The sequence below is a fragment of the Bacillus sp. Nf3 genome (genome assembly GCF_003028545.1).
In the GTDB taxonomy this organism is placed as follows: domain Bacteria; phylum Bacillota; class Bacilli; order Bacillales; family Bacillaceae; genus Bacillus; species Bacillus safensis.
In genome coordinates this window covers 589,045-615,924 of record NZ_PYUA01000002.1, presented here as the reverse complement: position 1 = coordinate 615,924, position 26,880 = coordinate 589,045, and the positions used below count along the sequence as shown (strand labels likewise).

The 26,880-nt window shown below is 42.2% G+C and carries 28 protein-coding genes and 1 other annotated feature; of the genes, 11 read left to right on the top strand and 17 right to left on the bottom strand.

The genetic code is table 11. The features are described 5' to 3' along the window. Positions 1 to 41: 41 nt before the first annotated feature. Genes C9414_RS08000 through C9414_RS07990 form a run of 3 tightly spaced genes read right to left on the bottom strand, consistent with a single transcriptional unit; the run spans position 42 to position 2,216 of the window. Complete coding sequence (locus C9414_RS08000; protein ID WP_039179697.1) at positions 42 to 494, bottom strand: GNAT family N-acetyltransferase; 453 nt, start codon at positions 492 to 494, stop codon at positions 42 to 44. Further along, positions 481 to 1,662, bottom strand: a complete 1,182-nt coding sequence (locus C9414_RS07995) for a TIGR00375 family protein (protein WP_047202232.1) — start codon at positions 1,660 to 1,662, stop codon at positions 481 to 483. The genes C9414_RS08000 and C9414_RS07995 overlap by 14 nt, the downstream gene beginning before the upstream one ends. After that, the gene (locus tag C9414_RS07990) at positions 1,659 to 2,216 is read right to left on the bottom strand and encodes an NUDIX hydrolase (RefSeq protein WP_046311676.1); all 558 of its coding nucleotides are present in this window, start codon (positions 2,214 to 2,216) and stop codon (positions 1,659 to 1,661) included. The genes C9414_RS07995 and C9414_RS07990 overlap by 4 nt, the downstream gene beginning before the upstream one ends. Before the next feature lie 168 nt (positions 2,217 to 2,384). On the opposite strand from C9414_RS07990, the gene C9414_RS07985 reads away from it, so the two are divergent. Further along, the gene (locus C9414_RS07985) at positions 2,385 to 3,305 is read left to right on the top strand and encodes an aldo/keto reductase (RefSeq protein WP_107163396.1); all 921 of its coding nucleotides are present in this window, start codon (positions 2,385 to 2,387) and stop codon (positions 3,303 to 3,305) included. A gap of 114 nt (positions 3,306 to 3,419) precedes the next feature. Here the strand turns inward: C9414_RS07985 and C9414_RS07980 are convergent, their stop codons facing one another. Both C9414_RS07980 and C9414_RS07975 read right to left on the bottom strand, forming a co-directional pair. After that, a complete protein-coding gene (locus tag C9414_RS07980; RefSeq protein WP_258182584.1) occupies positions 3,420 to 3,824 on the bottom strand; it encodes an antimicrobial peptide LCI in 405 nt (134 codons plus the stop codon). Between the two features lie 185 nt (positions 3,825 to 4,009). After that, entirely contained in the window at positions 4,010 to 4,234 is a 225-nt protein-coding gene (locus C9414_RS07975; protein WP_047202235.1) for a YqkE family protein, read from the bottom strand. 123 nt (positions 4,235 to 4,357) lie between these two features. Between C9414_RS07975 and C9414_RS07970 the strand changes: the two genes are divergently transcribed. Further along, positions 4,358 to 5,284: an alpha/beta hydrolase gene (locus C9414_RS07970; RefSeq protein ID WP_107163395.1), complete on the top strand. Its 927-nt coding sequence runs from the start codon at positions 4,358 to 4,360 to the stop codon at positions 5,282 to 5,284. Between the two features lie 26 nt (positions 5,285 to 5,310). Here the strand turns inward: C9414_RS07970 and C9414_RS07965 are convergent, their stop codons facing one another. The 5 genes from C9414_RS07965 to C9414_RS07945 form a co-directional block, all read right to left on the bottom strand. Next, positions 5,311 to 6,573, bottom strand: coding sequence for a response regulator aspartate phosphatase (locus C9414_RS07965; protein ID WP_047202237.1), 1,263 nt, complete (start codon positions 6,571 to 6,573; stop codon positions 5,311 to 5,313). Positions 6,574 to 6,873: 300 nt separating this feature from the next. Next, positions 6,874 to 7,113, bottom strand: a complete 240-nt coding sequence (locus C9414_RS07960) for a YqkC family protein (RefSeq protein WP_024422884.1) — start codon at positions 7,111 to 7,113, stop codon at positions 6,874 to 6,876. 12 nt (positions 7,114 to 7,125) lie between these two features. Next, positions 7,126 to 7,452: an iron-sulfur cluster biosynthesis family protein gene (locus C9414_RS07955; protein ID WP_047202238.1), complete on the bottom strand. Its 327-nt coding sequence runs from the start codon at positions 7,450 to 7,452 to the stop codon at positions 7,126 to 7,128. Positions 7,453 to 7,531: 79 nt separating this feature from the next. Next, positions 7,532 to 8,506: a GNAT family N-acetyltransferase gene (locus C9414_RS07950; protein ID WP_107163394.1), complete on the bottom strand. Its 975-nt coding sequence runs from the start codon at positions 8,504 to 8,506 to the stop codon at positions 7,532 to 7,534. Beyond that, entirely contained in the window at positions 8,503 to 8,982 is a 480-nt protein-coding gene (locus C9414_RS07945; protein ID WP_107163393.1) for a GNAT family N-acetyltransferase, read from the bottom strand. Before C9414_RS07945 ends, C9414_RS07950 begins: the two co-directional genes overlap by 4 nt. A gap of 273 nt (positions 8,983 to 9,255) precedes the next feature. Here C9414_RS07945 and C9414_RS07940 point away from each other — a divergent pair, with 273 nt between their 5' ends. From C9414_RS07940 to C9414_RS07925, 4 genes are all read left to right on the top strand, one after another. Beyond that, positions 9,256 to 9,705, top strand: a complete 450-nt coding sequence (locus C9414_RS07940; protein WP_047202240.1) for a YfmQ family protein — start codon at positions 9,256 to 9,258, stop codon at positions 9,703 to 9,705. Between the two features lie 152 nt (positions 9,706 to 9,857). Further along, positions 9,858 to 11,090 carry a DNA polymerase IV gene (locus C9414_RS07935; RefSeq protein ID WP_047202241.1) on the top strand — a complete coding sequence of 411 codons (1,233 nt, stop codon included), beginning with the start codon at positions 9,858 to 9,860 and terminating at the stop codon, positions 11,088 to 11,090. Between the two features lie 15 nt (positions 11,091 to 11,105). Next, positions 11,106 to 11,450 (top strand): YolD-like family protein, encoded by a 345-nt coding sequence (locus tag C9414_RS07930; protein ID WP_047202242.1) that lies wholly within the window; start codon positions 11,106 to 11,108, stop codon positions 11,448 to 11,450. A gap of 199 nt (positions 11,451 to 11,649) precedes the next feature. After that, complete coding sequence (locus C9414_RS07925) at positions 11,650 to 12,885, top strand: MDR family MFS transporter (protein ID WP_047202243.1); 1,236 nt, start codon at positions 11,650 to 11,652, stop codon at positions 12,883 to 12,885. Between the two features lie 34 nt (positions 12,886 to 12,919). Here the strand turns inward: C9414_RS07925 and coaA are convergent, their stop codons facing one another. After that, the gene (gene coaA / locus C9414_RS07920; RefSeq protein ID WP_039179731.1) at positions 12,920 to 13,879 is read right to left on the bottom strand and encodes a type I pantothenate kinase; all 960 of its coding nucleotides are present in this window, start codon (positions 13,877 to 13,879) and stop codon (positions 12,920 to 12,922) included. A gap of 187 nt (positions 13,880 to 14,066) precedes the next feature. On the opposite strand from coaA, the gene C9414_RS07915 reads away from it, so the two are divergent. Continuing rightward, positions 14,067 to 15,395 (top strand): CoA-disulfide reductase, encoded by a 1,329-nt coding sequence (locus tag C9414_RS07915; protein ID WP_107163392.1) that lies wholly within the window; start codon positions 14,067 to 14,069, stop codon positions 15,393 to 15,395. A 63-nt stretch (positions 15,396 to 15,458) separates the two neighbouring features. Here the strand turns inward: C9414_RS07915 and C9414_RS07910 are convergent, their stop codons facing one another. Together C9414_RS07910 and C9414_RS07905 are read right to left on the bottom strand one after the other, a co-directional pair. Next, positions 15,459 to 16,235, bottom strand: coding sequence for an SDR family NAD(P)-dependent oxidoreductase (locus C9414_RS07910; RefSeq protein ID WP_039179737.1), 777 nt, complete (start codon positions 16,233 to 16,235; stop codon positions 15,459 to 15,461). Positions 16,236 to 16,247: 12 nt separating this feature from the next. Continuing rightward, positions 16,248 to 17,198, bottom strand: coding sequence for an MBL fold metallo-hydrolase (locus tag C9414_RS07905; protein WP_107163391.1), 951 nt, complete (start codon positions 17,196 to 17,198; stop codon positions 16,248 to 16,250). 167 nt (positions 17,199 to 17,365) lie between these two features. Further along, positions 17,366 to 17,577: a binding site (T-box leader), on the top strand. Positions 17,578 to 17,618: 41 nt separating this feature from the next. Here C9414_RS07905 and proC point away from each other — a divergent pair. Further along, the gene (proC, locus tag C9414_RS07900) at positions 17,619 to 18,446 is read left to right on the top strand and encodes a pyrroline-5-carboxylate reductase (protein WP_047202247.1); all 828 of its coding nucleotides are present in this window, start codon (positions 17,619 to 17,621) and stop codon (positions 18,444 to 18,446) included. Positions 18,447 to 18,482: 36 nt separating this feature from the next. Here proC and C9414_RS07895 read toward each other — a convergent pair whose 3' ends face one another. Next, positions 18,483 to 18,962, bottom strand: coding sequence for a DinB family protein (locus tag C9414_RS07895; RefSeq protein ID WP_047202248.1), 480 nt, complete (start codon positions 18,960 to 18,962; stop codon positions 18,483 to 18,485). 130 nt (positions 18,963 to 19,092) lie between these two features. Then, entirely contained in the window at positions 19,093 to 20,706 is a 1,614-nt protein-coding gene (locus C9414_RS07890) for a M20/M25/M40 family metallo-hydrolase (protein WP_107163390.1), read from the bottom strand. A 141-nt stretch (positions 20,707 to 20,847) separates the two neighbouring features. Here C9414_RS07890 and namA point away from each other — a divergent pair, with 141 nt between their 5' ends. Then, positions 20,848 to 21,864, top strand: coding sequence for an NADPH dehydrogenase NamA (gene namA, locus C9414_RS07885; RefSeq protein ID WP_047202250.1), 1,017 nt, complete (start codon positions 20,848 to 20,850; stop codon positions 21,862 to 21,864). A 120-nt stretch (positions 21,865 to 21,984) separates the two neighbouring features. Next, positions 21,985 to 22,749: an alpha/beta fold hydrolase gene (locus C9414_RS07880; protein WP_024422899.1), complete on the top strand. Its 765-nt coding sequence runs from the start codon at positions 21,985 to 21,987 to the stop codon at positions 22,747 to 22,749. A 46-nt stretch (positions 22,750 to 22,795) separates the two neighbouring features. Here C9414_RS07880 and C9414_RS07875 read toward each other — a convergent pair whose 3' ends face one another. Further along, complete coding sequence (locus C9414_RS07875) at positions 22,796 to 24,103, bottom strand: aspartate aminotransferase type Ic (RefSeq protein ID WP_047202251.1); 1,308 nt, start codon at positions 24,101 to 24,103, stop codon at positions 22,796 to 22,798. Positions 24,104 to 24,242: 139 nt separating this feature from the next. Further along, positions 24,243 to 25,172, bottom strand: coding sequence for a ribonuclease Z (rnz, locus tag C9414_RS07870; RefSeq protein WP_047202252.1), 930 nt, complete (start codon positions 25,170 to 25,172; stop codon positions 24,243 to 24,245). 221 nt (positions 25,173 to 25,393) lie between these two features. Here rnz and zwf point away from each other — a divergent pair, with 221 nt between their 5' ends. After that, positions 25,394 to 26,869, top strand: coding sequence for a glucose-6-phosphate dehydrogenase (gene zwf / locus C9414_RS07865; RefSeq protein WP_047202253.1), 1,476 nt, complete (start codon positions 25,394 to 25,396; stop codon positions 26,867 to 26,869). Positions 26,870 to 26,880 lie beyond the last annotated feature (11 nt).

Here is a 26,880-nt window from a genome sequence, read left to right as displayed (position 1 = left end):
TGATACACGATGTTACATAAAAAAGATAGACGTAAATACGTCTATCTTTCTGTTTTTATCATATCAAAATGCGGAATCCCATCTTCATCATAAACATCTGAGACGACCTTGAAACCAAATGATTCGTAAAATGACTTCAGGTAGGCTTGCGCCTGTATTTTGACACTTGTTTCACCTAGTTCATTAAGCTTTTCCAAAGCCTTGATGAGCAGCATCTTTCCATACCCTTTTTTCCGGCCGGCCTGCGTCACAAGAACACGGCCGATGGACGCCTCTTTGTACACGATCCCGTTTTGAAAAATTCGGCAATAAGCCACAATGGTACCATTCTCTTTTGCGATGAGATGAATTGCTTCTTGATCCCTGTGATCAATTTCAGGGTAAGGACATGTTTGTTCTACAACAAACACGTTAACTCTTTCCATAAGAATCAAGTAAAGATCCTCTTTTGACAATTGTTCAAACGTTTGACATGTCCATTTAATGTGACTCATGATTGATATCCACCTTACCGTACACTCCGCCTCCACCAGCGATTAGTCCGACTTCGCCCTTTCTTGCTTTGATGATGTAGCCCGCTGTCTTTTCTGGCAAAACGGCTTTTAGTTCTTGTTCTGTTGCTTGATGCAGAATATTCATCTCTGTGTGAAACACGGCTTTTAGCTTCTCCAGCGTTTTAGGTCCAACACCCGGAATAAACTGGAGCGGGAGCTGATGAACATAAGGAGGTCTCATTCTTTTTTCACTTTCTTGGTCAGCAAGCTCTTTTAAACGCTCACTTACTCCTTTTGTCATCCGGGTATGTCCGCATTCGTGGCACTCTTCCTGATCTGATGCGTGAGGTCTTACCCCGCATTTCTCGCAGGTCGTATGATAATACTTCCCAAGCCGCGGAGCAAGTCCATAATTTCCTGTGACAGCTCTACCATCTTTTTCTTCAAGGGCTAGCTTGAATTCGGCAAAAGAGGCATGATCCATTTTGATTTTTGTATATTCTCGCGCGATTTTCCCTAAAGAATGAGCATCTGAATTCGTTAAAAAGGGATACCGGTTCAGCTCACTCAGCCGGGAAGCCATTGACGTATCACAGCTAAGACCAAGCTCAACAGCATCAATAAGATCAGGGTCAAATACTTCCGTTAAAGAAGTGTTCACCCCTTTGCCGTATAGACTTTTATGCGGCGTAAAAATATGAGCAGGAATAAACAATCCTCCTAGCTCCTTTACTTTGCGCTGAAGTGTTTTCCCATCAACATAGAGGCGCTGTGAACTCAAATGCACATTTTTCATATGAAGCGAAAGCCATGCGGAGAACTCAGACATTTTGTGTAATGTGGGCATAAATGCCAGCACATGAATCGGACCCTTTGAATGGTCATCATTGATCTCTAATTCACTGCCTAAAAGCAGCACTGTCGGTCCAAATGATAGACCGCCGTCATTTAGTTCCGTGTACCGGCCTTCCTCTACACCCTCTATTAACTCTTCTAAGACTTCTGGAGATTGTGCATCAATCACACCAATCATCCCCATCCCTTTACTTTCTGCTGCTTCAATGAGAATTTGGTCAATTGTCAATGACCTTGCACCTGTAATTTTGACAGCTCTGCCTGTTCTTGTTCTGCCAATATGAATATGGATGTCTGCAAAAAATTCCTTCATTTTGTTGACTCAAGTACCTCTTGCAGTTGTAAGTATTGAATGGCATAGGCTGTTTTTGCATCGTAAATATGCTGCTTTTCAATGAGGTGCAAGGCTTCTTCTAATGAAACTTCCATTACTTCGACAAATTCATCTTCATCCAGCTCTCTTTTTTCTTCAAGCGGAACTAGCTGATCTGCTAGATAAATGTGAACAATTTCATCTGCAAAACCAGGTGATGTATAAAAGGCCGTCAGCTTTTGAAGCTGCTGAGTTGTATATCCTGTTTCTTCTTCTAATTCTCTTAATGCTGTATGTGCCGGCTCTTCCCCTTTTTCTAGTTTTCCAGCCGGAATTTCAACGATGGCTCTCTCTAGTGCTTTACGGTATTGTTTGACCAAGATGATTTTATTTTCGTCTGTACGTGCAATGACAGCTACTGCACCAGGATGTTTAATGATTTCTCGTTTGCCTTGTTTTCCGTTCGGCAATTCTACATCTTCAAGTACCAAATCAATGATTTTTCCGTTGTATAATTCTTTCGACGATAATGTTTTTTCTTCAAAGTCCTTCAATTTTGTCAGCTCCTCGTTCTACTTTCACTTTTTACTTCATTTATTTTAACATAGATGATTTAAGAGAAGCGAAAAGCAGAACGCTTGCTTCAATGCGCCATTTGAAATCACCTAGCTTGAATTCCTGATTTTTTTCACTTAATGTGAAAGGATAGGAGTGTGATGGAATTGAAAAAAAGACGAATTGGCACCTCAGATCTTTTAGTGAGCGAGGCGGCACTAGGATGCATGTCTCTTGGGACTGAAAAAGAAAAAGCGCTCTCTTTATTAGATGAGGCCATTGATCTCGGAATTAACTATTTGGATACAGCCGATTTATATGATTTTGGGACAAATGAGGAAATTGTTGGGGAAGCCATCAAAAATAGACGGCAGGATTTGATTTTGGCGACAAAAGGCGGCAACCGCTTTGAAAAAGGCAAACCAGGCTGGGACTGGGACCCTTCAAAGGCGTACATAAAGGAAGCAGTAAAACAAAGCCTCAAGCGGCTTCAAACAGATTATATTGATTTATATCAATTGCACGGAGGCACGATTGATGACCCCATTGATGAAACCATTGAGGCTTTTGAAGAATTAGTAGAGGAAGGCGTTATTCGCTATTATGGCATTTCATCTATCCGCCCAAATGTCATTAAGGAATATGCCAAAAAGTCCAATATCGTAAGCGTGATGATGCAATATAGCTTACTCGACCGCCGCCCGGAAGAATGGTTCTCTCTTCTTGAAGAACAAAGCATTAGCGTCGTCGCAAGAGGTCCTTTAGCGAAAGGATTATTAACTGAAAAACCACTTTCTCAAGCAAGTGCAGCGATTCAAAAAAACGGCTATCTTCAATATTCATTTGAAGAGCTCCAGCAGATCATTCCTTCTTTAAAGAAAGTCGCTTATGACCTGTCCCTCACTGAACTGTCCATTCAGTATGTACTGAAACATTCTGCGGTCAGTTCCGTTGTATTTGGCGCAAGCTCGGTGGATCAGTTAAAAGAAAACATAGCAGCAGCAAATGCACGTTCTTTAAGCGACCAAGAAGTCAAAGCAGTAACTTACTATACAAAACCGTTTGTGTATGAAGCGCACCGATCCTAATAAGAAAAAATCACATCATTTAATCTCGTCAGAATGTAGAAAAACTCATGTTTTTCTACATTTTTTTATGTTTTTCTCTATATAAAATAAGGAGGGGCTAAAAGCCCCGTTGTCTTATCTTGCACTTTCGTAATATGCATAATTTCCAGATTTGCCTTTAAAATAATATGTAATACCGAATTGGTTGAAACTATTTGCAAAAACGCCATTATTTGAATGCATACATATTCTATTAGGTTTTACTTCAAAAGAAGCATCAGCGCAACCTACAATTGACGTAGCCTTTGTACTCACATCCGCATTCGTTAACTCATTTGTTGCAAGAGTTTGTCCAGAAACAGGTAAAAGCAATCCTAAAGATAAAGCGACTCCAGCCATTGTTTTTCTCAATTTCACGTGAATCATCTCCATTACCAAATTTTGTAACGCATATTCATTATAAGAAGAACGCTCCTCCACCAAAAGGGTCTCAATGACCATATTTTCAATAAAAAGGAATTTAAATAAATCAATACTCACCTTTTTACTTCTGTTTCAAACATAAGTTATGGGATTTCGTTTCGTTTGACTGTAAAAAACATACTGTCACGATTCTAAAATGAAGTGATGTGAAGGAGGCAAAAATGCTTTTCTCTTTATGGACTCTGTGGATCTATCTCAAGGATGATGACATGAAAAAAAGGAAGCATCATTGCTCCCTTTTTTTAGCTTTTATACTTTCTCCAGTCTAAATGGCTTTCATCTAGCAACTCTGAAAAGCTTTTGTTTTTTTCTTTTTCTTTCTGCTGCCGAAGGAGGTCTTGTCGCTTTTGTTCTTCTCTTTTTTCTGTTTCGACGGCGAGGTTCTGTTTCATTTGAAGAAGCTGCTGTTTGACATCGTCCTTTATGCCGTCCTTTAATTTCGCTTGATCCTGATTGGTCTTTTTCATTGTGCCTCTCTCCTTTTGACTTAGTGTATCATCCGTTTTATTTTCTGAGCAAGAGGCACGCCAATCTACCAAGATGTGGTATGATCGTCATAGAAAAAACTCCGGAAAGGAAGAATTGGCTAGATGAAGAAATGGATTGCTATATTTGCCTTCATATTATGTCCACTCGCTTTAATCGGCATTTTTTTCACCAATAAAATGATGTATATTCGAAAATTAACGGATGAAGAGCTCATCAAACGAGAATCAGATGGAGGCCATTATCATCACGAGGAATTTCAGCAGCTTAAGAAAGAGAAAGTGTGTATTCCTTCAGCATTTGGTTATAATCTACATGGCTATTTTGTGCCGCATCCTCATACAACACGCACAATCGTACTTTGCCACGGTGTGACAGTCAGTTTGATTAATTCCGTTAAGTATATGAAATTATTCCAAAAGCTCGGATGGAATGTGCTGCTTTATGATCATAGAAGACACGGGATGAGCGGCGGGAAAACCACGAGTTATGGATATTATGAAAAAGAAGATCTAGCAAAGATCGTAAAGTGGCTCAGACAAAGACTCGGAGAAAGTGCCATCATTGGGATACACGGAGAATCAATGGGTGCAGTCACGACCTTGTTATATGCCGCAAAGCTGGAAGCAAACGCCAATTTTTACATAGCAGACTGCCCTTTTGCTTCTTTTAAGGACCAGCTTCTGTATCGATTAAAAACAGATTTTCGCCTTTCAGGGCAATGGATTCTTCCATTAAGTGATCAAGTGTTAAAATGGCGGGACGGATACCGCATCCGGCAAGTTTCCCCTCTTGATGTGATCGATCGGGTGAAAGAACCTGTACTTTTTATTCATAGCCGCCATGACGACTATATCCCCTGTGAGCAAAGTCAGCAGTTATATGCACGAAAAAAGGGTGACAAACAGTTGTTTATTGCGCCACACGGTGCGCATGCAATGTCTTTTAGCGAAAATAAGGAAGCTTATGAGCAAGAAATTCAAACATTTCTTCAAAGGTTTGAATTGAATGAAAATAAAAGAGGAGAATGAACAGCAGTTCGTCCCCTCTTTTTGAGCTAACTTATGCGATAGTCACCACTGTTGTATGGTGTCTGCCCGCAAGCTCCATATGGCTCTCTTCCGATTGTTGCTGACTCATGACCGATAATCCTGCAGTTGCTGCCAATAAAAGAACTATCAAACTCGTTTTCATATAAATGACCCCCATTTTGAATTTTTGATATGGCTTGAATTTTCCTTTCGTAAAACCGGGTAGATACTTCAAACAGTCCAAGCTCATTGTAATAATGAGCCGCATCAAGTGCCAATTCCTCAATATCCGGGTATAAGCGCTTGTCCTCGAGCAGGTCTAATGTATCGTCTATGATTGTTATGTCTGCATCAACGTATAATGCTTTTAAGAACTGAAATTTGCAGATGTAAATTTCATCTTCTAATTCACAGGCCTTCATAATACCTTGTTGATAGAGGGTTAACGACTCTTCTATTTGTTTTTGTTTAAACAGGATTTGTGTCAGCATAAATAGTGGGTCTAGAGAGCGATTAAGATGGGTTAAATTCTCCTTTTCAAACACTTCAATAGAGTCTTTCAGATAACGGCTTGCTTCCGCAAGATCGTTCATTTGATAATAACAGTTACCTAAGTTGAAAAGGGCCGAACCTATGACTCGAGGGTTTCCAATTGAGCGTGCTCGCTTTAGAGCATTTTTAAAGTAGGGCAATGCATGTTCATAGCATTTCAAATCATCATAGTTTGCACCAATGACAAATTCACAGTGGATGATTCTCAGCGTGTACGTTCTGTAGGCAGAATACGTATCTAACGCTTGCAAGGCATAGTGCATCGAAAAGTGGGTTTGTTTCATGTGGTAGTAAATTTCTGCTAATTTAAAGTAAAATTCTGCTCTTTCTATATCATCTGATATGAGATTGAGCTTTTTTTCTGCTGAGCGGTAATAAGCAATGGCACTTAAGTAGTTTCTCTGTTCAAATTCAAACATTCCTGTAAAAAAATGAACATAGTATTCAAGCATATCCGTTAATTTCGTTTGTGAATGTTCGATCGTTTCTAGCAAATTCTTAATCTCTTCATCATTCGAGGCTTTCTTTGCCGGTTCAAAATATTCAAGCATTACCTTGTGGCGAAAATCCATCAGCTGGTAAAACAATAACAAGTTTTGATCCTGCTCCATTTCGAGGATTTCCTGCTCGATCTCCGCCTTCAGCTTCTCTGCTTTCATCACATGAAATCCGCAAATCTGCCTATACCATTCGTTTATTTTGATTCCAACCTGAGGCGATGACAGCTTGAGCTTCAATTCACTTTAGCACCTCCCTTCTCATATACGATACATGTTGTATTCTATCACATTTCCTCGAATGGAAGAAATATGAAATGTCATTTTTCGCAAAGTTTTCGGTATCCCGCAATAAACGCTGCAAATGCCTATTTTTCGGCATTTACAGCCATTATTTTTTTATTTCCAGCTTGCTCATTTTGTCGAATTGTTTGCTGAAAATGCCTTTTTCTGTTTCAAAAGATCATTTTTCAGATTAGACAACCGTGCCGTTTGATGAGATGATGAACGCACGAAAAAAACCCTTTCGAAAAAGGGCTTTTATAATACATCTGTTACTTGGTCCATATTCTCTTTGATCCAATTGACAGCTAATTCGAGTGTTGGAAATTCTTCCGTTTCAAATGTGACTTCATCTTGAAGAAGCCAAACGTCCTTTTTCACCGAATCCATTCCACCTATTGACCAGTGCAAAAGGCTATAGGGATGATTGTTATTTAAAAACGACACCCATGTTTTATTTTGTGCCGTATTTTGTATCACTTTTAGCTTTTGATCCACTACATTTCCACCTTACTTTACAAGTATACCCATTCTCGGGCTGAGTATTTGTTGAGGACTTTTCAACATGAGTGTGTTGGCTTTTTCATTAAAATCAATCGTCATTTCCTCGTCAAAAAAGACCTTTTGTGCTGTGTGTATGTACAGCTTAAAGAGCTGATTATGCTTGAGCTCTTCCCATTCGCCTGTTCTTTCACCTGTGAGCCAAATCATTGGGACACCGCTTACCGCACAGCCGCACCCATCTGAATCATATCGAAGGAGCAGTTCTTTTGTTTCATGCGCTGCTTGTTGTTTTGTAAGGAACGCTGCTGCTGGTTCTGTTATATGAATATACATGCCGAACATCCTTTTTTCGTTGATTGTTACATTGTAACATATCAGTCATTAATTAAACATGTTCACGTCCTGCCAGTTCTTATGTCTGATCGTTTTTCTTTAACTGCTCTGACCAATTGTACGCTTCTTGTTCAATTTCTTTAATGAGCCCATCTTTTCCTTTCATATAACTTGCCATATCTTCAGGATATGCTTTTGCCAATTGACGCTTTTTATTGGCATAGGCTTTGGCACGATCAGGTGCAGCTTGTAAATAATCTCGGAACACCAAATGCCTTTTTACATCATCATGTCCAGCTTCATAGGCGTGAACGTGATGTGTTCGATTCAAGCCGCCTTTTCTAAAAAAACGTCTTCCCTTGAGTCCATTTTCTCCGAGCGGTTCATATCCAAGCTGACGAAACAGGTGGTTACATTCATCTAAGCGACTGATATGCTTCACCTCTAGCAATATATCAATAATTGGCTTAGCCGCCATTCCTATGACTGACGTACTGCCAATATGGTGGCCATATCCCCAGTTGTCGCCAACTATCTTTTTCAGCTTGTCATGCTCATCTTGAAATTGTTTTGGCCAGCTCGGTTGGTATTCAATCACTTCCACTTTTCGAAGCATTAAACGTTCCATCTTTGTTAACATCAGATTGTTTTCCACCTGCAAACGGTCCTTCTGTTTAAACCCTAGTTTTTCATAAAGCTTGATTGCTGGTATATTTGCTTCCGCTGTTGTGAGCTCAATTGTTTTTTGATGCTGGATTATGGATTGCAGGAGCGCTGTCCCGATGCCTTGTTTGACATGATGAGGGTGCACAGCTAACCGGCTGAGGATGATCCGGTCGTCATACAGTTCATATGAAGCGATCCCTAACAAATGCCCCTCTTTTTCAAATCCTATGAAAATCTCATTTGTTTCTATTATATCTTTAACCGTTTCTTTTAAGGGCGGTAAATCTTGATAGCCTATTTGTTCTGCCTCCCGCTGATATGCGGCCAATTGGATATGTAACAGCTCTTTTGCTTGTTCTTTATTTTTTTGATCCAGTCTAATGATCATGCTTTCGCCTCCAGCTTTTTCACAAATAGCACCCTGTCTTCATGAATGCCGTCGTAATCTGAAAAAACTGAAATGCCATCGACCGTTTTATCTCCCTTTTCTATCTGAAAACCGAGCTTTGTATGGTAAGCAATTGAGACTTTATTGACAGGAGCTGTGATGGCCTTAATCGTTGTTCTTCCTTCCTTTTCAGCCGCTTCATAAAACGCTTGATAGAGAATTTTGCCAATCTTCAATTTTCGGTGGTCTGGATGTACCCCCACAAAGTGAATATACGCTTCATCTGAATGCGATTGCGATAAAAAACCGACTAAAAAGCCGATCAGTTCACCTTTTTCAACAATGACAAAACTTGTTTGCTGAAAATGTTCGAAAAATAGCTTTGGCAATTTTGCGCGCAAATCTCTGCCTCCCCACCAGCTTTGAATGACGGATGTGACCGCATAAAAATCTGACGGCTTCACTTGACGTATCATGATGGCCTCGCCCCTTTTCATTTTTAGCTGTACCGTTTCACAAAAAATCAACTGTTTCAATAGTCTACCTGTCTGATCAATTGTTTGTAAAGGTGATGTATCAGCCTTTTTTCCTTTCAGCTTTGTTGGTTCTTCGTTCTTTTGCTGTCATCTCCTTTTAAATCTTCACACTTATTTCAAAAAGTTCACTTTTTGTGCGAAAGATCCATTCTTTTGTTATGTTAAAATTGTTCATATAAGAAATGTAACAAAAGTTTATTGGAGATGATGATATTGGTTTGGATTGTTACTTCACTTGTTGTGTTTAGTCTTTTAAAGCTGCTTGTCACTTCGCTGCCTTCTGGTGTTGTTGAACGACTTTTTAGTCGTTATGCAGTGCATGCAAAAGTAACAAGTGATCAAACAACGATGACGTTTCAAGGACGTCCTCTCGATGATCAGCAAACATCTGAAATTATTCAACATTTTAATGATGCGATCTTTATTGAACGTTATTATATTTACCCTGGTGACGAAGAGCGTTTTCTTCACCCACAGGAAGGACCGGCGCCGCTTACCATGCAAACAAAGCTTGGCAAGCATGATGTGACCCTTTATCTGTATCATTACGATGACCACGTGGATGTAGTGCGGCAGTTTACTCATAAGCCTAAGAAAAAACTAACGGCCTATCGTTTGCGTTCTGAGCCGCTCCAAGCATCTAATAACTTGGCACATGCTTAAAATGGCTCATTTTACACAGATGAGACGAAGTGGAGACACTTCGTCTTTTTTGTATGGATTTACACTCTTCTCTTTGAATGATTTACCAGTATCAATTTCACCTGCTGGCGGTTAAAATATATACAGAACATACGTTCTAAGAGGTGAAAATGATGAATGAACGAGCCATTCTGCTTGTGGATATGCAGTCATTTTATGCGTCGGTCGAAAAAGTGGAGGCTCCCCATTTGAAGGATGTGCCGCTCATCGTCTCAGGAGATCCTGAGCGGCGGAGCGGGGTCGTACTTGCAGCCTGCCCGCTCGCTAAAAAACGGGGCGTACAAAATGCATCAAGATTATGGGAAGCACAGGAGAAATGCCCTGAAGCCGTCGTCGTACGTCCACGTATGCAGCGCTACCTTGATGTTTCTGTCATGATGACAGAACTGCTTGAACAATACACAGATCTTGTCGAACCCTATTCAATTGATGAACAGTTTCTCGATATTACGGGGAGTGTGACACTACTCGGTTCACCCCGCGAGATCGCCCAAAATATACAAACGACTATTATGAACCAGACGGGCATTTACGCACGTGTTGGCATTGGTCCTAATAAAGTGCTCGCTAAAATGGCCTGTGACCATTTTGCTAAAAAAAACACATCTGGCATCTATGAGCTTCGTGCAGACCGGGTCGCGGCAGATTTATGGCCGCTTCCGGTTGGAAAACTATTTGGCGTCGGCAAACGAATGGAGCACCATTTAAAACGAATGGGCATCAGTACCATTGGGACGCTTGCTACTTATCCGTCAGACCGGCTAAAAAAACGCTGGGGAATCAACGGGGAGCTTCTGCAACGAACTGCTTTAGGCCACGACCCTTCCCCGGTCACTCTTCACACACATGATCAGCAAAAAGCGGTTGGGCATCATATGACCCTTCCCCATGATTATGCGTCCTTTGAGGACATCAAAGTCGCCCTTCTTGAATTGAGTGAAGAAGTGGCAAGACGTGCGCGCTTTAAGCATTATGTTGGGCAAACGGTGTCTGTTGGCGTAAGAGGTGCTGATTTTTCTCATCCGACTGGATTTCATAGACAAATCAAGCTCCATTCACCCACACAGTATGGGACAGATATTGCAGACGCAGCCATTCAGCTATGTCAGCAGCACTGGGACGGCCAGCCCATTCGCAGTGTAGGTATTACTCTCTCGCAGCTGCAGCCTGACAGCCAATATCAGCTGAGTTTATTTGATCACCATTTAAAAAAAGACAGACTCAGCAAAGTATTTGATGCCATCCATATGAAGTATGGACCTGCTGCACTCTTGCACGCTTCGTCACTAACAAGCGCAGGGCAGGCGTATCACCGCGCCGAAAAAATTGGTGGACATTACAAATAACGGAGGCGAACATCCATGAATCCCAATAAATTAACACCTGGATATAACATCATGTGGGAATCAAGCCGAATGATGCTCCCAGAGCACCGTGAACAGCTGCTTGCTCAAAAACGGAAGAAAAAAGAATACACGCCTCCTCCGCTGAGCACTGATCAGCTAGAGGAAATGAATTTTTTGATCACACAGTCGATTACAGAGGATCAAGCGATTTGCGTGACATATGCTGCAGCAGGTATGAAACAGCAGTTTTGGGGCTGGGTGAAAGCCATTCATTATGAAACGCAGCGCATAAAAATCGTCAATGATGAAGATGTCCTCCACCTGTCCTTGCAGCAAATTGCCGCGATTGATCTTGATTAAATGGTCTTTAAGTGATCGTACGAATCAGCAGATCTAAAAGACATAGAAGCATCGGCAGAAAAAACATGCTCTCCAAATTTGCGGGCTATTCGGAGCTCCTCTGTCATATGGCGGATGTCCCCTCCATCAAATTGTGTATTTAATTTGCACAATTTTTCATGTATGATTGGAACATCTTAACACTCAGGGGAGAAACAGCATGAAAAATAATTTACGTACTTTACATCCACTTAGTTGGACGATCATCATCGGCACCATATTCGGCCGAATGGCGACGTCCATGAGCATTCCTTTTTTGGCCGTTTATTTGACACAAGTCAAAGGGGCTTCAGCTTCTTCAGCTGGGTTAATCATTGCCGTCAGCTCCCTTATTGGGATCGTTGCGAGTTTTTACGGCGGCTATGTTTCTGACCGAATCGGCAGAAAAAAAGTCATGCTTCTATCCATCTTTGGCTGGTCATTTGTCTTTGTTGGCTTTGCGTTTGCAGATGCCATTTGGGTCTTCTTCCTCATGAACGCTTTAAATGGACTGTGCCGGGCACTGTTTGAACCGACGTCTAAAGCACTCTTATCTGATGTCACCCCATCAAGTATTCGGTTATTTGTTTTTAATTTACGGTATACGGCCATTAATATTGGTGTAATCTTCGGCCCGCTGCTTGGCTTATATCTCGGGTCATCGAAAACAACGTTTCCATTTCTTGTCGCTGCCTTTATTTATTTGTTATACGGATTAACACTGGCCTGGCAATTTCAGAAACATCCAGTTGCTGCTCCAGAAAGCACAAAACAAATCAGCGTCAAAAAAGCCCTTTCCATTATTCAAAAAGATACGGTCTTTAGCATCATCCTCATCGGCGTTACCTTATGTTCGTTCGGGTATTCGCATTTAAGCTCAACACTGCCTCAATACTTATCAGCGTCACCTATGATTGAGGATGGTCCTAAACTGTTTGGCTATCTTTTGTCTTTAAATGCAGTGGTTGTCATTGTCGTACAATACCCGCTCATCATGATTGCGAAGCGCTACTCCACCATTTTGTCGCTGACCACTGGGAATATTCTTCTTGCAGGCAGTTTGTTTGCCATTGCTTTTTCACAGAGTCTCGGCATGCTTGCTTTCATCATTGTCGTGTTTACGATTGGCGAGGTTCTGCTGTTTGCGATGATGGATCTTTTTGTAGACAATATTGCAAAGCCTGAAGTGAAGGGATCGTACTTTGGTGCGATGGGATTTTCTCAGCTCGGCAGCGTCATCGGACCGTTTGTCGGCGGACTGTGCATTGACTATTTTGGTGCAGCCCATCCCCTCTCCATTTTTACGGTCTTGTCGATGATCACCATTGCAGGCGTTCCATTCTTACTCATAGGATATTACCGTTTAAAAAAGCGATCGGCGGCAGACGTAGCTGTTAAAGTAAGTGGAGATCATTAAAAAAAACCGCTCTCTCGTTTGAGCGGTTTTTTCTTTATACCCGGCGGATGGCGATCTCTTCCACCTTGTGCTGATCACCTTTTTTCAAAATGAGATCAGCTCGATATTTTGTCGGCAAAATATTTTGATATAAATTAGGCCGATTCACGGTATTCCAAATCGTGCTTGCCATCTGATCTGCCTCTTCATCCGTCAAATCTTTATATTGATGAAAGAAGGATTCAGGGTCTTGGAAGGCTGTTTCTCTTAGCAAACGAAACCGTTCTTTATACCATAATTGAATTTGCGTTTCAGCGGCGTCTACATAAATCGAAAAATCAAAGAAATCTGATACAAACACACGCGGTTCATCCTTCAGATCATCCAGCGCTGGTGATTGGAGCACATTGATTCCTTCAATAATGACAATATCCGCATCCTCTACTGTTTCATACACCCCTTCAAGCCGATCATAGGTCAGATGCGAATATACCGGGGCATGCACAGTTTGTTTACCTGATTTTAATTCATTTAAAAAAGACAGCAGGGCTTTGACATCGTAGCTTTCTGGAAATCCTTTCTTTTCCATCAGCCCTCGATCCTTTAATTCTTTTTGAGGATATAAAAAGCCATCTGTTGTCACAAGACTTACCTTCAGCCCATCTCCAAGCCTCGATAAAAGCGTTTCAATGATACGAGCCGTTGTGCTTTTCCCAACAGCTACACTTCCAGCAATCCCAATTAAAAAGGGAATTTTGGCATGATGCGGGTAGTTTAAAAAGGCATTCACATGCTGGTTTTTTTGTTTTTCTGCAAAGACATGTAATGTCAGAAAACGAATAAGCGGTATGTAAATATCTCGAACTTCTTCGAGCGATAAATAGTCATTTAGCCCTTGCAGCGCTCTCGCTTCCTCTTCTGAAACAGATACCGGCATATATTCTCCAAGAGCGGCCCAGGCCTCTCTCGTATGGCGCGTGTATAGCGTATTAAAATCTAGTCGCGTGTCACTCAAAGTCTTTCCCACCAATCTTCACTAAACTCGTAACCCAAAAAGACGATAATCCGATTGTAGCTTAAAATGAAGGCGCTGTCTTTATTTTTCAACTAAAGTTTGCTTCTTTTGCAAAAAAAGCATTAAAAAAAGGGATATGAGGGTAAATAAGAGTATTCAGTACGATAGATAGAAGGGAGCACACCAAATGAAATATGTGATGATTGGCGGAGATGCAGCAGGAATGAGCTGCGCTATGCAAATATATAGAGAGGATCCGGATGCACACATTGTTGCTTTTGAGAAAGGAGAGATTTTCTCATATGGACAGTGTGGACTCCCCTACTTGATCGGCGGTCTCATTGATCATCATAGAAAGCTGATCGCACGCAGTGCTGAAACTTTTCGTGAGAAATATGGAATTGACGCCAGATGCTTACACGAAGTGACCTCCATTGACCCAGAGCAAAAAACAGTGTCGGGTCATCATACAAAAACAAAAGAACCTTTTACAGAAAGCTATGACCGTCTTTTAATTGCAACAGGAGCAAGCCCTGTCACACTGGATTTAGACACTCAGCCATTAGAAGGCGTACACGTATTAAAAACCATCCCGCATGCGCTGTCCATTTTGAACCATTTAAAAAAGGACATCACACATGTCACCATCATTGGCGGTGGATATATCGGCCTTGAAATGGCTGAAAATTTAAAAGCGCTCGGAAAAAACGTACATATCATTCAGCGGGGAGCAGCACTCGGCCCGGGCTTTGACTCCGATATGGCAAAATATCTTAAAGACGAGGCTGACGCCAAGGGTATTCACGTATCACTTGGAGAAACAGTGCAGCAATTAGAAGGCAAGTCACATGTCACAGCTGTTATCACAGACAAACAAACCATTCAAACAGATATGGTCATCATGGCCATCGGCGTCACTCCGCAAACCTCCTTTTTACATCGTACCGGTATCAAGCGTCTTCAAAATGGCGCTATTGCAGTAAATCAATACATGCAAACCAATATAAAAGACATTTATGCTGCTGGTGATTGCGCGGCGACCTATCACCGCATCAAAAAATCACTGGATTATATTCCGCTTGGCACAACTGCAAATAAACAAGGGAGAATCGCAGGCTTTCATATGACAGGAACAAACCGGGCGTTTCAAGGCGTGACTGGAACAGCCATCATGAAATTTATGGACTTGACAGCGGGAAGAACAGGCTTATCAGAAAAAGAAGCAGAAGCAGCGGACATTCCTTTCTCCACCATCACCATTGACAGTACGGATCACGCAGGATATTACCCAGATGCGCAGAAAATGAAAGTCAAACTGATCTACAGAAGCGATGACCATACCTTGCTTGGTGCCCAAATCATCGGCAGAAACGGTGTAGATAAACGGATCGATATCGTGGCGGCTGCCCTTTACCAAGAGCTGACCATAACAGATCTTGAAGATTTAGATATTAGCTATGCACCGCCCTTCAACAGTGTATGGGACCCGCTTCAGCAAGCGGCAAGACGGATATAGAAAGTGGCGCAATGAAGCCTTACCTCAAAAAAAGAAACCAGTTCAAAACCGGTTTCTTTTTTGTTACTTTTTCATCAACGCTTTGCGTGCTGCTTTTTCAAATAAAAATGGGAATAACTGATACAATTTGCTGCCAGCGTTCATCCACCCGGGCAGATTAATCTCTCTCTTTTTCGTCATCATGGCAGATACGACTTTGCCTGCCACCTTGTCCGCACTCAGCATCATAAAGTCAACGTTCTTCACATATTCACCGCTGCGGTCAGCGATGGTAAAGAAATCTGTTGCAATCGGTCCTGGATTGACTGTCGTCACGTGAATGCCTGAGTCTGCCAGCTCCATTCTGAGGCTGTTTGAAAATCCAAGAACGGCATGCTTTGATGCGGAATAAATGGCTGATTTTGGCGTCGCAACCTTTCCTGCCTGGGATGCGATATTGATAATATGTCCCTGCCCTCTTTGCTTCATCTCAGGGATGACCTTTTTCGTGCAGGCGATTAAACCGAACACATTCACCTCAAACATCGACACCATTTCTTCGATGGACGCATCTTCGACGAGATCGAATACACCAAAGCCGGCATTGTTGACCAAAATATCGACCGGCCCCACTTCTTCATACGCGCGATCAATATCCTCAAGCTGGCTGACATCAAGCTGAGCAATGTGACACACCCCGCCAGCGCTCACAATTTTTTCTTTCACATCTGTAAGCTTTTCTGTTCGTCTTGCTGAAATTATGATTTCTGCGCCTTCTTCTGCTGCCAAGTACGCCATTTTTTCACCAATGCCCCCAGATGCGCCTGTAATCCAAATTCTTTTTCCTGTCAATCGCCCCATGCGTTTCACTCCTTAGTTTGCCCTATAATAGACGATTCCGTCTTTTTCTAATTCTTCAATTTGACCAGCCGCTAAGAGCACATCAAGCTGACCGACTGTCTCTGACATCGTTAAAAATAAGGCCTCTTCATATAGCACTGGAAATAGCTTACGGCAAAGATGAAAGGCTGTCATTTCTTTTTGTTTGAGCAGCTGATACATTGTGTTTGCCCGTTTTTCTTGTTTCTTAAATCTTTCTTCGATCAATTCATGGTGAGCCGTGATGAGCTGACCGTGTCCCGGATAAATCGTCTTGATTGGCAGACGCAATAACCGATTAAGTGATGCTTTATATTGAAGCAGTGATTTTTGACGTTCCTCACCTTCATACGGTGCTTCCATTAACGGATTTGAGGAAATGGTCGTCAAAAGCAGGTCGCCACCAATAAAATTCCCCGTTCTTTCGTCTAGAAAGGAAAGGTGAGACTGTGCGTGTCCGGGTGTTTCCATCACAAAGAAGTGTTCATGCCCGCTTAAACGATCACCTTCTTTTATGACCTCATCTACATGTGAAGTACAAGAATATGTATAAGATTGCTTCACCATTTTTTCACACTCATTTTGTCGAAGCGGCACACCTAACTGCTGAAAAAAAGGAACCATAAAGTCCACTTGGTGCTGCTTAAACACTGGATCCTGACTAATATACGGCTCATTTAGCTGGTGTCCGATCACACGGACATGAGGTTTCATCAAATTCAATAGACCGACATGATCTGCATGATGATGGGTCAGCACCACTTGATCAATATCGTCTATCGATAAACGATGTTCCTTTAGTTGCGTGACAAAGGCATGCTCTGCCTCTTCTGTCATCGGCCCGCAATCTACTAAGGTTACGGCCTCTCCTTTTAATACATATGCATGCACATCCCCAACGGCAAACGGCGTCGGGATGGATAATTGAATGATGTCTTCTTTCACTTTTATATGTCATCTCCTGCTTTTTGACTCATGATTGTGGGACTCAGTCTTCTTACTTCATTGTATCTTGCAAAAGGCAGACTGTCATGCGGTTTAGATGGGCAATTTTTTTAACTGCCCCTATTGACATAAACTTGTCCATCGTTGCATAATGAACAACAAATATATGATGCGCGATGACAAGGATTAGTAAGCAAAATAATGATGCAAGAGAGTGAGGTCCGCCGGCTGTAAGACTTCACCATCCTCTTATTTGCTGAACCTGCCCTTTGAGCTGTTAGGCAAACCTAAACGTTTCCCGCGTTAAGGGACTAGAGCTGAGTATGCATGTTTGCATGCTAATTGAGGGTGGTACCGCGAAAAACCTTTCGTCCTTTTCAGGCGAGAGGTTTTTTTATTTTCTACAAGGAGGAGCAGCTTATGAGTAAAATTGGATTTATCGGTGCAGGCTCGATGGCAGAGTCTATGATCAAAGGTTTATTAAAAAGCGGCATGATGTCGAATGAAGATATCATTGTCACAAACAAAACGAATGAAAAACGATTAGAGGAATTACAGGCGCGATATGGGGTCAAAACGGATTTCGCTCGCTCCTTTATTTATGAAGAAGCGGATATTCTCGTTTTTGCCCTAAAACCGAAGGATGCAGAAAGCGGAATTTCTGAAGTCCAGCCTCATTTACATGGCCAGCTGATCATTTCTATTTTAGCGGGTATTTCCATCGAAACAATTCAACACTATGCTGGCAGAAAGAGTGCAGTCGTTCGTGCGATGCCAAATACATCAGCGGCGATTCAGCAGTCAGCAACAGGTATTGCCGTAAGTCGTGAAGTTACTGAAAAGCAAAAGAAAAAGGCCGTCGAGCTGTTTGAAACGATCGGGCATGTCACCGTATTAGATGAATCGCAGCTAAATGCGGTGACAGCCATCGCAGGCAGCGGCCCTGCCTTCATTTATCATTTGATTGAAGGAATGGAGCGAGGTGCTTCGGAACTTGGAATGGACCAAGCAACTGCGAAATTACTCATTTGCCAAATGATTGCAGGCGCCGCCAATATGCTTCAAGACAGCGGAAAAGAACCTGCCGAACTGCGCAAAGAAATCACAAGTGAAGGCGGAACAACAGAAGCCGGCCTGAACACACTGGCTGCCTATCAATTTGAAGAAGCTGTTGTCGATTGTGTCAAAACAGCCACTAAACGCGCAGCAGAATTAAACGAAATGTTTTCAGCAAGCACGTATAAATGAATTTGAAAAGCACCTGTTTTGATGACAGGTGCTTTTTCACTGCCTCATTGACATGATGGCTTTGATTTGATCCAGATGATGTTGTTCATGTAAAGCGATGGTTTCAGCTAATATTTGAACGGTCATTAGTCCTTCTTCCGGATGCAGGCCTGATCGTTCCCATATGCCTTTTTCTAATAGCCGAAGCGTGTTGTTTCGTCTCTCTTTCATCCGTTTGATCAATGCTTTGATCTCCTCTGCGTTATACCATTCATACGCTCTTTCTCTCACATATATTTCAGGATCATACGATTGAAAGGGCGTGTGATCATCTGATATCGCCTGCTCTATCCGCTCTGACCAGACTTCTTCTGTGTCATACAAATGCCCGGCGAGCTGCTTGATTGACCATTTCCCCTCCCCTAAAGATTGATCCAGTGTGTTATCATCACAAGCCTCCACTAGCTTCTCAAGTTCACGCATACTTTCCTGAAGCGATGTGATGATGTCTGTTTTTGTTAATATCCCAGTTTCCATTTAATGTTCTTACCCCCTACAAATAATTGTAAGTCTTCATCAATATCATACTCTATTTATCTAAGTGGAAAGATCGTTTATTTAAAAATAGAAGCCCTATCACCAAGATAGGGCTCTTCATCACATCTACTTACTTTTTCTCTAATAAAGCATGAATCGTTGATTCTAGTAATTCTGGCAAAATGCCAAAAGAGAACGGGACGTGCAGCCGCTCTGTCCATTTGTGCGGGTCCTTTCCTAATGGACCCACGTTGATGACTGGAACGTAAAGGGCTTCCTTTTCTCCTTGCGGTAAAGAATAGCCTTTTTGGTAAAGCGGCATATTGGTCGTGTAATGACCTACCTCCTGCTTTTCGAGCTGTAAGTAACTTAAATCAGACAATCCCGGGAAATATTTCACTTCCTCCACTTCAAGTCCGTACACCTCTTTTGCCTCTTCTTGAATCTTCTTGAATGTCTTCTGAATATGCGGATCTTCTGTTGAGGACACAGAAGGGTAAAATGGCGGACTATAAAATAGAACAATCAGCGGTCCTTCTTCCTTACAAAGCGTCGTCAGCTCCGAGACAATTTTCGTTGAAAAATCACGATCTCCAAGCTCACCCCGGTTGGCAAAGGCATAGTTGACAATGCGCTCAACCTCCTGTTCGCCAGAGCGTTCTGCGGCCTTTTGATACAGCTCGTGATACGTGAGAACCGTAACCCTCGCGTCGATGGGTGTAAAGTGTTTGAAGCGCTGAAAGTCAGCTGTTTTCTGCTGAAGATTGGCCTCGATTTGGTCTGCTGCTTGCTTCGCAGTATCATAGAGAAGGCCGTGCAGTTCTTCACTTGAACGTTTCATCATGAGCACATTAAATAAAGATACGGCTGTGTGAGGTGTTTGAACGGAATAGGCTTCTTTCAAGTCCTTTTGCATTAAGTTCGTTGGGGGCGGCGTTACTTCACCATCTACTTCCTCACAATAATCACTATTGAGCTCTAACAGCCGGTTTAGTTCAGATACCATAAAATTCGCATTTAAGCCTGAGAATGGCTCTCCTACATGCGTTTCAATCCCTTTACAGAAAAATCCGGCTAATACCTTTCCTATACTGCCTGTATACATATAATGATGTTCATCCCCTGGATACTTTTCAAACATGGGCTCACTGTTTAAACACGCGGTATAGTCAAGGTCATGCTTTTCTTTAAGCTCCTTTAGTTTCGGGACAGCCTCAAGCATTCCTTGTGAATTCACTTCTTCATCAGGGACTGTGACGAGCAGGACATTTCCATCAAATGTTTCTGTCATCGCTCTTTCCAGCATAGAAAGCTGCACGGTGAGCCCTGCTTTCATATCCATGGCCCCTCTCCCAAACAGCCAGTCGCCTGAAGCAAGGTCCTCTCTTGCCCTCTTTGGAAGAAGCGCACTTTTTTGCGAAAAAGATGCCACTAACTCTTCAGGCTTGCATGCCATGTTTTGAAATTCGCCGTAATCTTCTGTATCAACTACATCAAAGTGACTAAGAAGCAGCACGGTACGACGCATCGTACTGCGCTTCACAAGTGCCGTTAAATAATACCGGCCATCTTTCATCGGATGCAAAGCCAAATGATCAGGGTTCTGCTCAAAATAAGGCCGTTCCCTTAGCAAATAATATAAGTATTCCGCTAACGCGACTTCTCCTGTTGTACCTGATATGCTTTCATATTGCATAAGAGCTGTCAGGAGCTCCTTTAGTTCACTCTCTGTTTGCCATTTCATCCGTTCTCCCCCTTTGATGTCTCTATCTCTCCATTATACAAAAACGTGTATAAAAGCTATATTCTTTGAGCACCTTTTATGACGAAAGTTTGAATGGCTGTTATAATCGGCTATACAATTCCATGAGGAGGCGAAAGTATTTTGGAAACAAAACTCTTTTCACCTTGGACATTAAAAGGTGTTACACTGAAAAACCGCATCGTGATGTCCCCGATGTGTATGTATTCATCTTATGACCGTGATGGGAAATTACAGCCTTTCCACTTCACACATTATATTTCCCGTGCACAAGGTCAGGCTGGCCTCATCATGGTGGAAGCAAGTGCTGTATCTCCTGAGGGAAGAATTAGTGATCACGACCTCGGTATTTGGAGCGATGAGCACATTGAAGGTTTCGCTTCATTAAACGAACAAATCAAAGCATACGGAACGAAGACAGCCATCCAGCTAGCCCATGCAGGACGTAAAGCTGAACTTGATGGGGACATCCTTGCACCATCAAGCATTCCATTTGATGAAACATCTAAAACCCCTGTCGAGATGTCTGTTGATCAAATCAAAGATACCGTTCAGGCGTTTCAGGATGCAGCTGTACGGGCAAAAAAAGCGGGCTTTGACATCATTGAAATTCATGGTGCACATGGCTATTTGATCAATGAATTTCTTTCACCGCTGGCGAACCACCGAACAGACGACTATGGCGGTTCACCAGAAAACCGCTATCGTTTCTTAAGAGAAGTCGTAGACGCGGTCAACGCCGTATGGGACGGACCTTTATTTGTCCGTGTGTCGGCTTCTGATTACACAACAAAAGGGCTTGATATTGCAGATTATATTGGGATTGCCACTTGGCTCAAAGAGCAAGGTGTCGACTTAATCGATGTCAGCTCAGGTGCTGTCGTACAGGCGAAAATCAACACATTCCCCGGCTACCAAGTAACATTCGCTGAGAAAATAAAAGAAGGTGCCGGCATTCAAACAGCAGCTGTCGGTCTGATCACATCTGGTGTACAGGCAGAGGAGATTTTACGAAATCAGCGTGCAGATTTGATCTTTATTGGCAGAGAATTTTTACGCGATCCATACTTTCCAAAAACAGCTGCTCAAGAGCTCCGTACATCCATTGAAAGCCCGCATCAATATGATCGCGCTTGGTAAAAGCTCTTAGGAAAAAAGGTGTCTATTTTTCGAAATAGGCATCTTTTTTGTTTTTAAGAGAAACATATCTGCCTTTTGTGCCGTCTTTTAGCTAAAGAACCACTTAGAGGAGATGGAAGAATGAATTCGGCAATGATTGAAAAAATGTATCATATAGATGGACACCATTTTTATACAAAACATCGTCAAGGCAAAAGGCAAGCCACGATTATCTTTGAAGCCGGCTACGGCATTTCTAGTGATACGTGGTCAAATATGGCCCGTGATATTGACCCGGAGCTTGGGGTTTTCTTATACGACCGTTTAGGAAACGGAAAGAGCAGTGAGAGCGGTGAAGGAAGAACCTTGCATGACCTCGCTGATGATTTAGATGCGCTGCTGAAAGAAGCCAATATTCAGCCGCCATTTCTCATCGTCGCTCACTCATTCGGCTCTCTTGTCAGCCGGCTATGGGCAAGCCGAAGAGGAGATGATGTCATCGGCATGGTGCTGCTAGACCCAGCAAGTGAGGAACAAGAGCAGGTGATCCTGCCGCTTTTATCAAAGGAAGAACGCACTTCATATATGGCGCAATTTACAGCAGAATGTACGCATGAGGACTTTCAGCAAATGTTAAGCACAATCAAAGAGGAGCAAACCCATTATGGGATGATGCCGCTTCTTGTCATTTCATCAGGTAAGAGCCGATTGTTTCATCCAGCGCATGAAGCTTGGCTCAGACTTCATAAACGCATGCTGTCTTTGTCATCCCAAAGCGGATGGATTCAAGCGCAGAACAGCTCGCACTATATTCATCATGATGAACCGCATATTGTACAGCTTGCCATCTATGATGTATGGTGCGCAGCCAAACAACCTGTCTCCTATTATCAAACTGCTAATTAAAACGAAAAACTCCTTGACCCGTTATGAGTCAAGGAGTTTATTTTATTTATGCCGTTGGAGCAGATTGACTTTTTTTAGAAAGCAGCTTTTCAATGCTGACAAGCTGAACACATACTGTAAAGATGTCAATCGCTTGCTCTAGTTCTTCAAGAGCCGGGAATGTTGGTGCAATGCGAATGTTACGATCAAGCGGATCTTTTCCATATGGATATGTTGCACCAGCACCTGTCATTGTGACACCTGCTTCTTTAGCTTTTTGCACAACCGCTTTTGCACAATGATCAAGTGTATTTAAACTAATGAAATATCCGCCATTTGGCTTGTGCCATTCAGCAATATCTTTTCCGCCAAGTTTTTCGTCAAGAATGGAAAGAACGAGGTCAAATTTTGGCTTAATGATCGCTGCATGCTTTTTCATATGTTCCTTCAAACCTTCTGGATTTTGGAAGAAACGAAGGTGTCTTAGTTGATTGATTTTGTCCGGTCCGATCGTTTGAATCGATAATTGCTTTTGAGTAAAGCTCACATTGTCCGGGCTAGACGCCATCAGCGCAACACCTGAGCCAGGGAATGTAATTTTAGACGTAGACGCAAACATAAACACACGGTTCGGGTATCCTGCCTCTTCAACTGCTTGAAAAATATCTTTTAACGTGTCAGGTGTATCCGTTAGATGGTGGACTGCATATGCATCATCCCAAAAAATGCGGAAATCGTCTGCTTTTGTTTTCATTGAAGCTAAGCGGTCAACGACTTCATCTGAGTACGTAATGCCGTCTGGATTGCTATATTTCGGTACACACCAAATGCCTTTAATCGCTTCATCTTCTGCGACCAATTTTTCTACCTGATCCATATCAGGTCCATCAGCCTTCATATCGACCGTGATCATCTCTATGTTAAATAGCTCACAAATGGCAAAATGACGGTCATACCCTGGGCTTGGTGCAAGGAATTTTACCTTTGACAGCTCTCCCCAAGGTGTTTTGCTGTCACATACGCCGTGAGTCATCGCACGTGCAATGGTATCATGCATCATATTCAGGCTTGAGTTACCGCCGATGATGATTTGTTCTGGCTTTAAATTAAGTACATCTGCAAAAAATTTCTTCGTTTCAGGAAGGCCTGTCAAGCCGCCATAGTTTCGCACATCTGTGCCATCTTCAGCTGTCATTGCATCCTTTGATGTCACAACATCGAGCATGCCCATAGACAAATCGAGCTGTTTTGGTGAAGGCTTCCCTCTAGACATGTCTAAGTGCAAGTTTTTACTTTTGTAAGTTTCATACTCATTTTGTAGTGCCACATATAGGTCATTCAATTCTGCTTCACTTAATGCTGTAAAACCGCTCATCTTTGATTGTGCCTCCCGTATTCTTCATAGTTTGATTCGTCATTTGTTTTTTCTTCACCATTTTACCACTACCTGAAAAAGAGCGTCATCATAAATATCAAAAAAATCACACAACTTTTTTTGACGATTCATCCAATTTTTACAGGGTGCGTTCAATGGGGAAAGAAGAGAAATCATGTGCAGCTTCTGTCAGCGGAAATATATCGCGGGCTTCTTTCAACAGTTGTTTCAGTGCTTCTTCTCCTTGGTAACGTGCACTTATATGGGTCAAAATAAGCCTTTTTACGCCTGCTTCCTGTGCTGTTTTCGCTGCTTGTTCTGTTGTGCTGTGATAATAATTGTAGGCTAAATCTGCATCTTCTTTACCGAATGTTGCTTCATGGACTAACACATCCGCATTTTTGGCAAGCCTTGTTATATTCTCGCACAAACGGGTATCTCCTGAAAATGCAACGATTCTCCCTTTTTTAGGGGGTTCCAAATAATCGGTTCCATCGATGGTTCTTCCATCTTCGAGTGTCACGGTTTCCCCATTTTTCAACTTCTGATACAAAGGTCCAGGTTTTACACCGATTTCTTTTAGGTCTTCGGCTTTTAATGAACCAGGTAGATCTTTTTCCACAACCCGGTAGCCGAAAGCCGGAATCCCGTGAGAGACTCTTCTTGCTTCTACTTGAAAGGTATCATCTTCAAATACGATCCCTTCTTCTATTTCTATGATATGCAGCGGATATGTCAAATGCGTTTGCGAGGCTGAAAGTGCTGCGTTTACAAAGGCCTTGATGCCTTTTGGTCCATAGATCGTCAATTCATCCTCCCCGCCTTGAAAGGATCTGCTGCCAAGAAGTCCCGGAAGGCCATATACGTGATCTCCGTGCATATGTGTGATAAATATTTTCTCGATCTTTCTCGGTTTAATCGTTGTATGTAAGATTTGGTGCTGCGTTGCTTCTCCGCAATCAAAAAGCCACACTGCATTTCGTTCTTCTAAAAGCTTTAGCGCTGTGCAAGTGACGTTTCTTGTTTTTGCAGGAATGCCTGCACCTGTTCCTAAAAAGAGCAGTTCCATTACTTTTCCTCCTAAAGCCGGTATACAATATCTTCATTCATATAGAATACATGAAGACAAGGTAAATGTGAATTCAGCGGAATTTTTGAAAAAAGTGAAACGAGAGCAGAAAAAGTCGAATCAAATGTTTGCTTTACGAACAATGAACCTTTAAAATAAAGAAAATGTACATACATTCTCGGTTTTTACAACAATGCTACGAATAAAGTGAGGTACTTCTCGTGAATACAGAAACTAACAACCCTAAAGCAGTCATTGTCATTTTTGGCGCAACAGGAGACCTTGCCAAACGCAAGCTCTACCCTTCTATACATAGACTTTATCATAGCGGAAAGCTCGGTGATCAATTCGCTGTTGTTGGAGTTGGACGCCGTCCGTGGTCTCATGAGGACCTCAGATCTGTGGTAAAGGAATCTGTTTCTTCTGATGATGCAGAAGCGAAAACAGAAGAGTTCATTTCACATTTCTATTATCACGATTTTGACGTATCAAGCCCTGCTTCCTATCAATCACTTAACACGCTTCTAACAGGCCTTGAAGATACGTACAGTATTCCAAATAACCGCATGTTCTATTTAGCTATGGCACCGGAATTCTTCGGAACGATTGCGAAGTTCCTAAAGAGTGAGGGCGTATCAGAAACAACCGGCTGGTCACGTCTTGTCATTGAAAAGCCATTTGGGCATGATCTGCCAAGTGCGAAAACATTAAATGAAGAAATTCGTGATGCATTCACAGAAGATCAAATTTATCGTATTGACCACTATCTTGGTAAACAAATGGTTCAAAACATTGAGGTTATCCGTTTTGCGAATGCCATCTTTGAACCGCTTTGGACAAACCGCTATATCTCAAACATTCAAATAACATCCAGTGAATCATTGGGGGTTGAAGACCGGGCTCGATATTACGAAAATTCTGGTGCACTAAGAGATATGGTCCAAAACCATATGCTTCAAATGGTTGCCCTTTTAGCAATGGAGCCGCCAATTAAACTGAATACAGAGGAAATCCGCAGCGAAAAACGGAAAGTATTGCGCGCTCTTCGTCCTTTCTCTAAAGATGAGGTCGATCAATTCTTTGTCCGCGGACAGTATGATACTGGTACGATTGATGGCAGCGAGGTTCCTTCTTATCTGAAAGAGCAAAATGTTGACCCGAACTCAAACACAGAAACATTTGTTGCTGGGAAATTGCTGATTGATAACTTTAGATGGGCCGGGGTGCCATTTTACATTCGTACAGGAAAACGGTTAGAAAAGAAATCTACTCAAATCGTGGTTCAATTTAAAGACATTCCAATGAACCTGTACTATGGTAACGGAAATGCCATGCATCCAAACCTACTTGTCATTCATATTCAGCCAGATGAAGGCATCACCCTTCACCTGAATGCTCGCAAGCTGGATGGCGGCACGTATGCGAAACCGATTAAACTCGACTACCAGACAAACTATAACGACATCATGAATACACCAGAAGCATATGAAAAACTGATTCATGACTGCTTACTAGGCGATGCAACAAACTTTGCTCACTGGGATGAAGTGGCACTTTCTTGGAACTTCGTTGATCCGATTTCTGAGAAATGGGCAGAAAACAAAACATTAAAACCAAACTATCCTGCTGGTTCTATGGGACCGAAAGAAGCTGATGAGCTTCTAGAAAAAGATGGATATCATTGGTGGAACATATAAAATCAAATGAA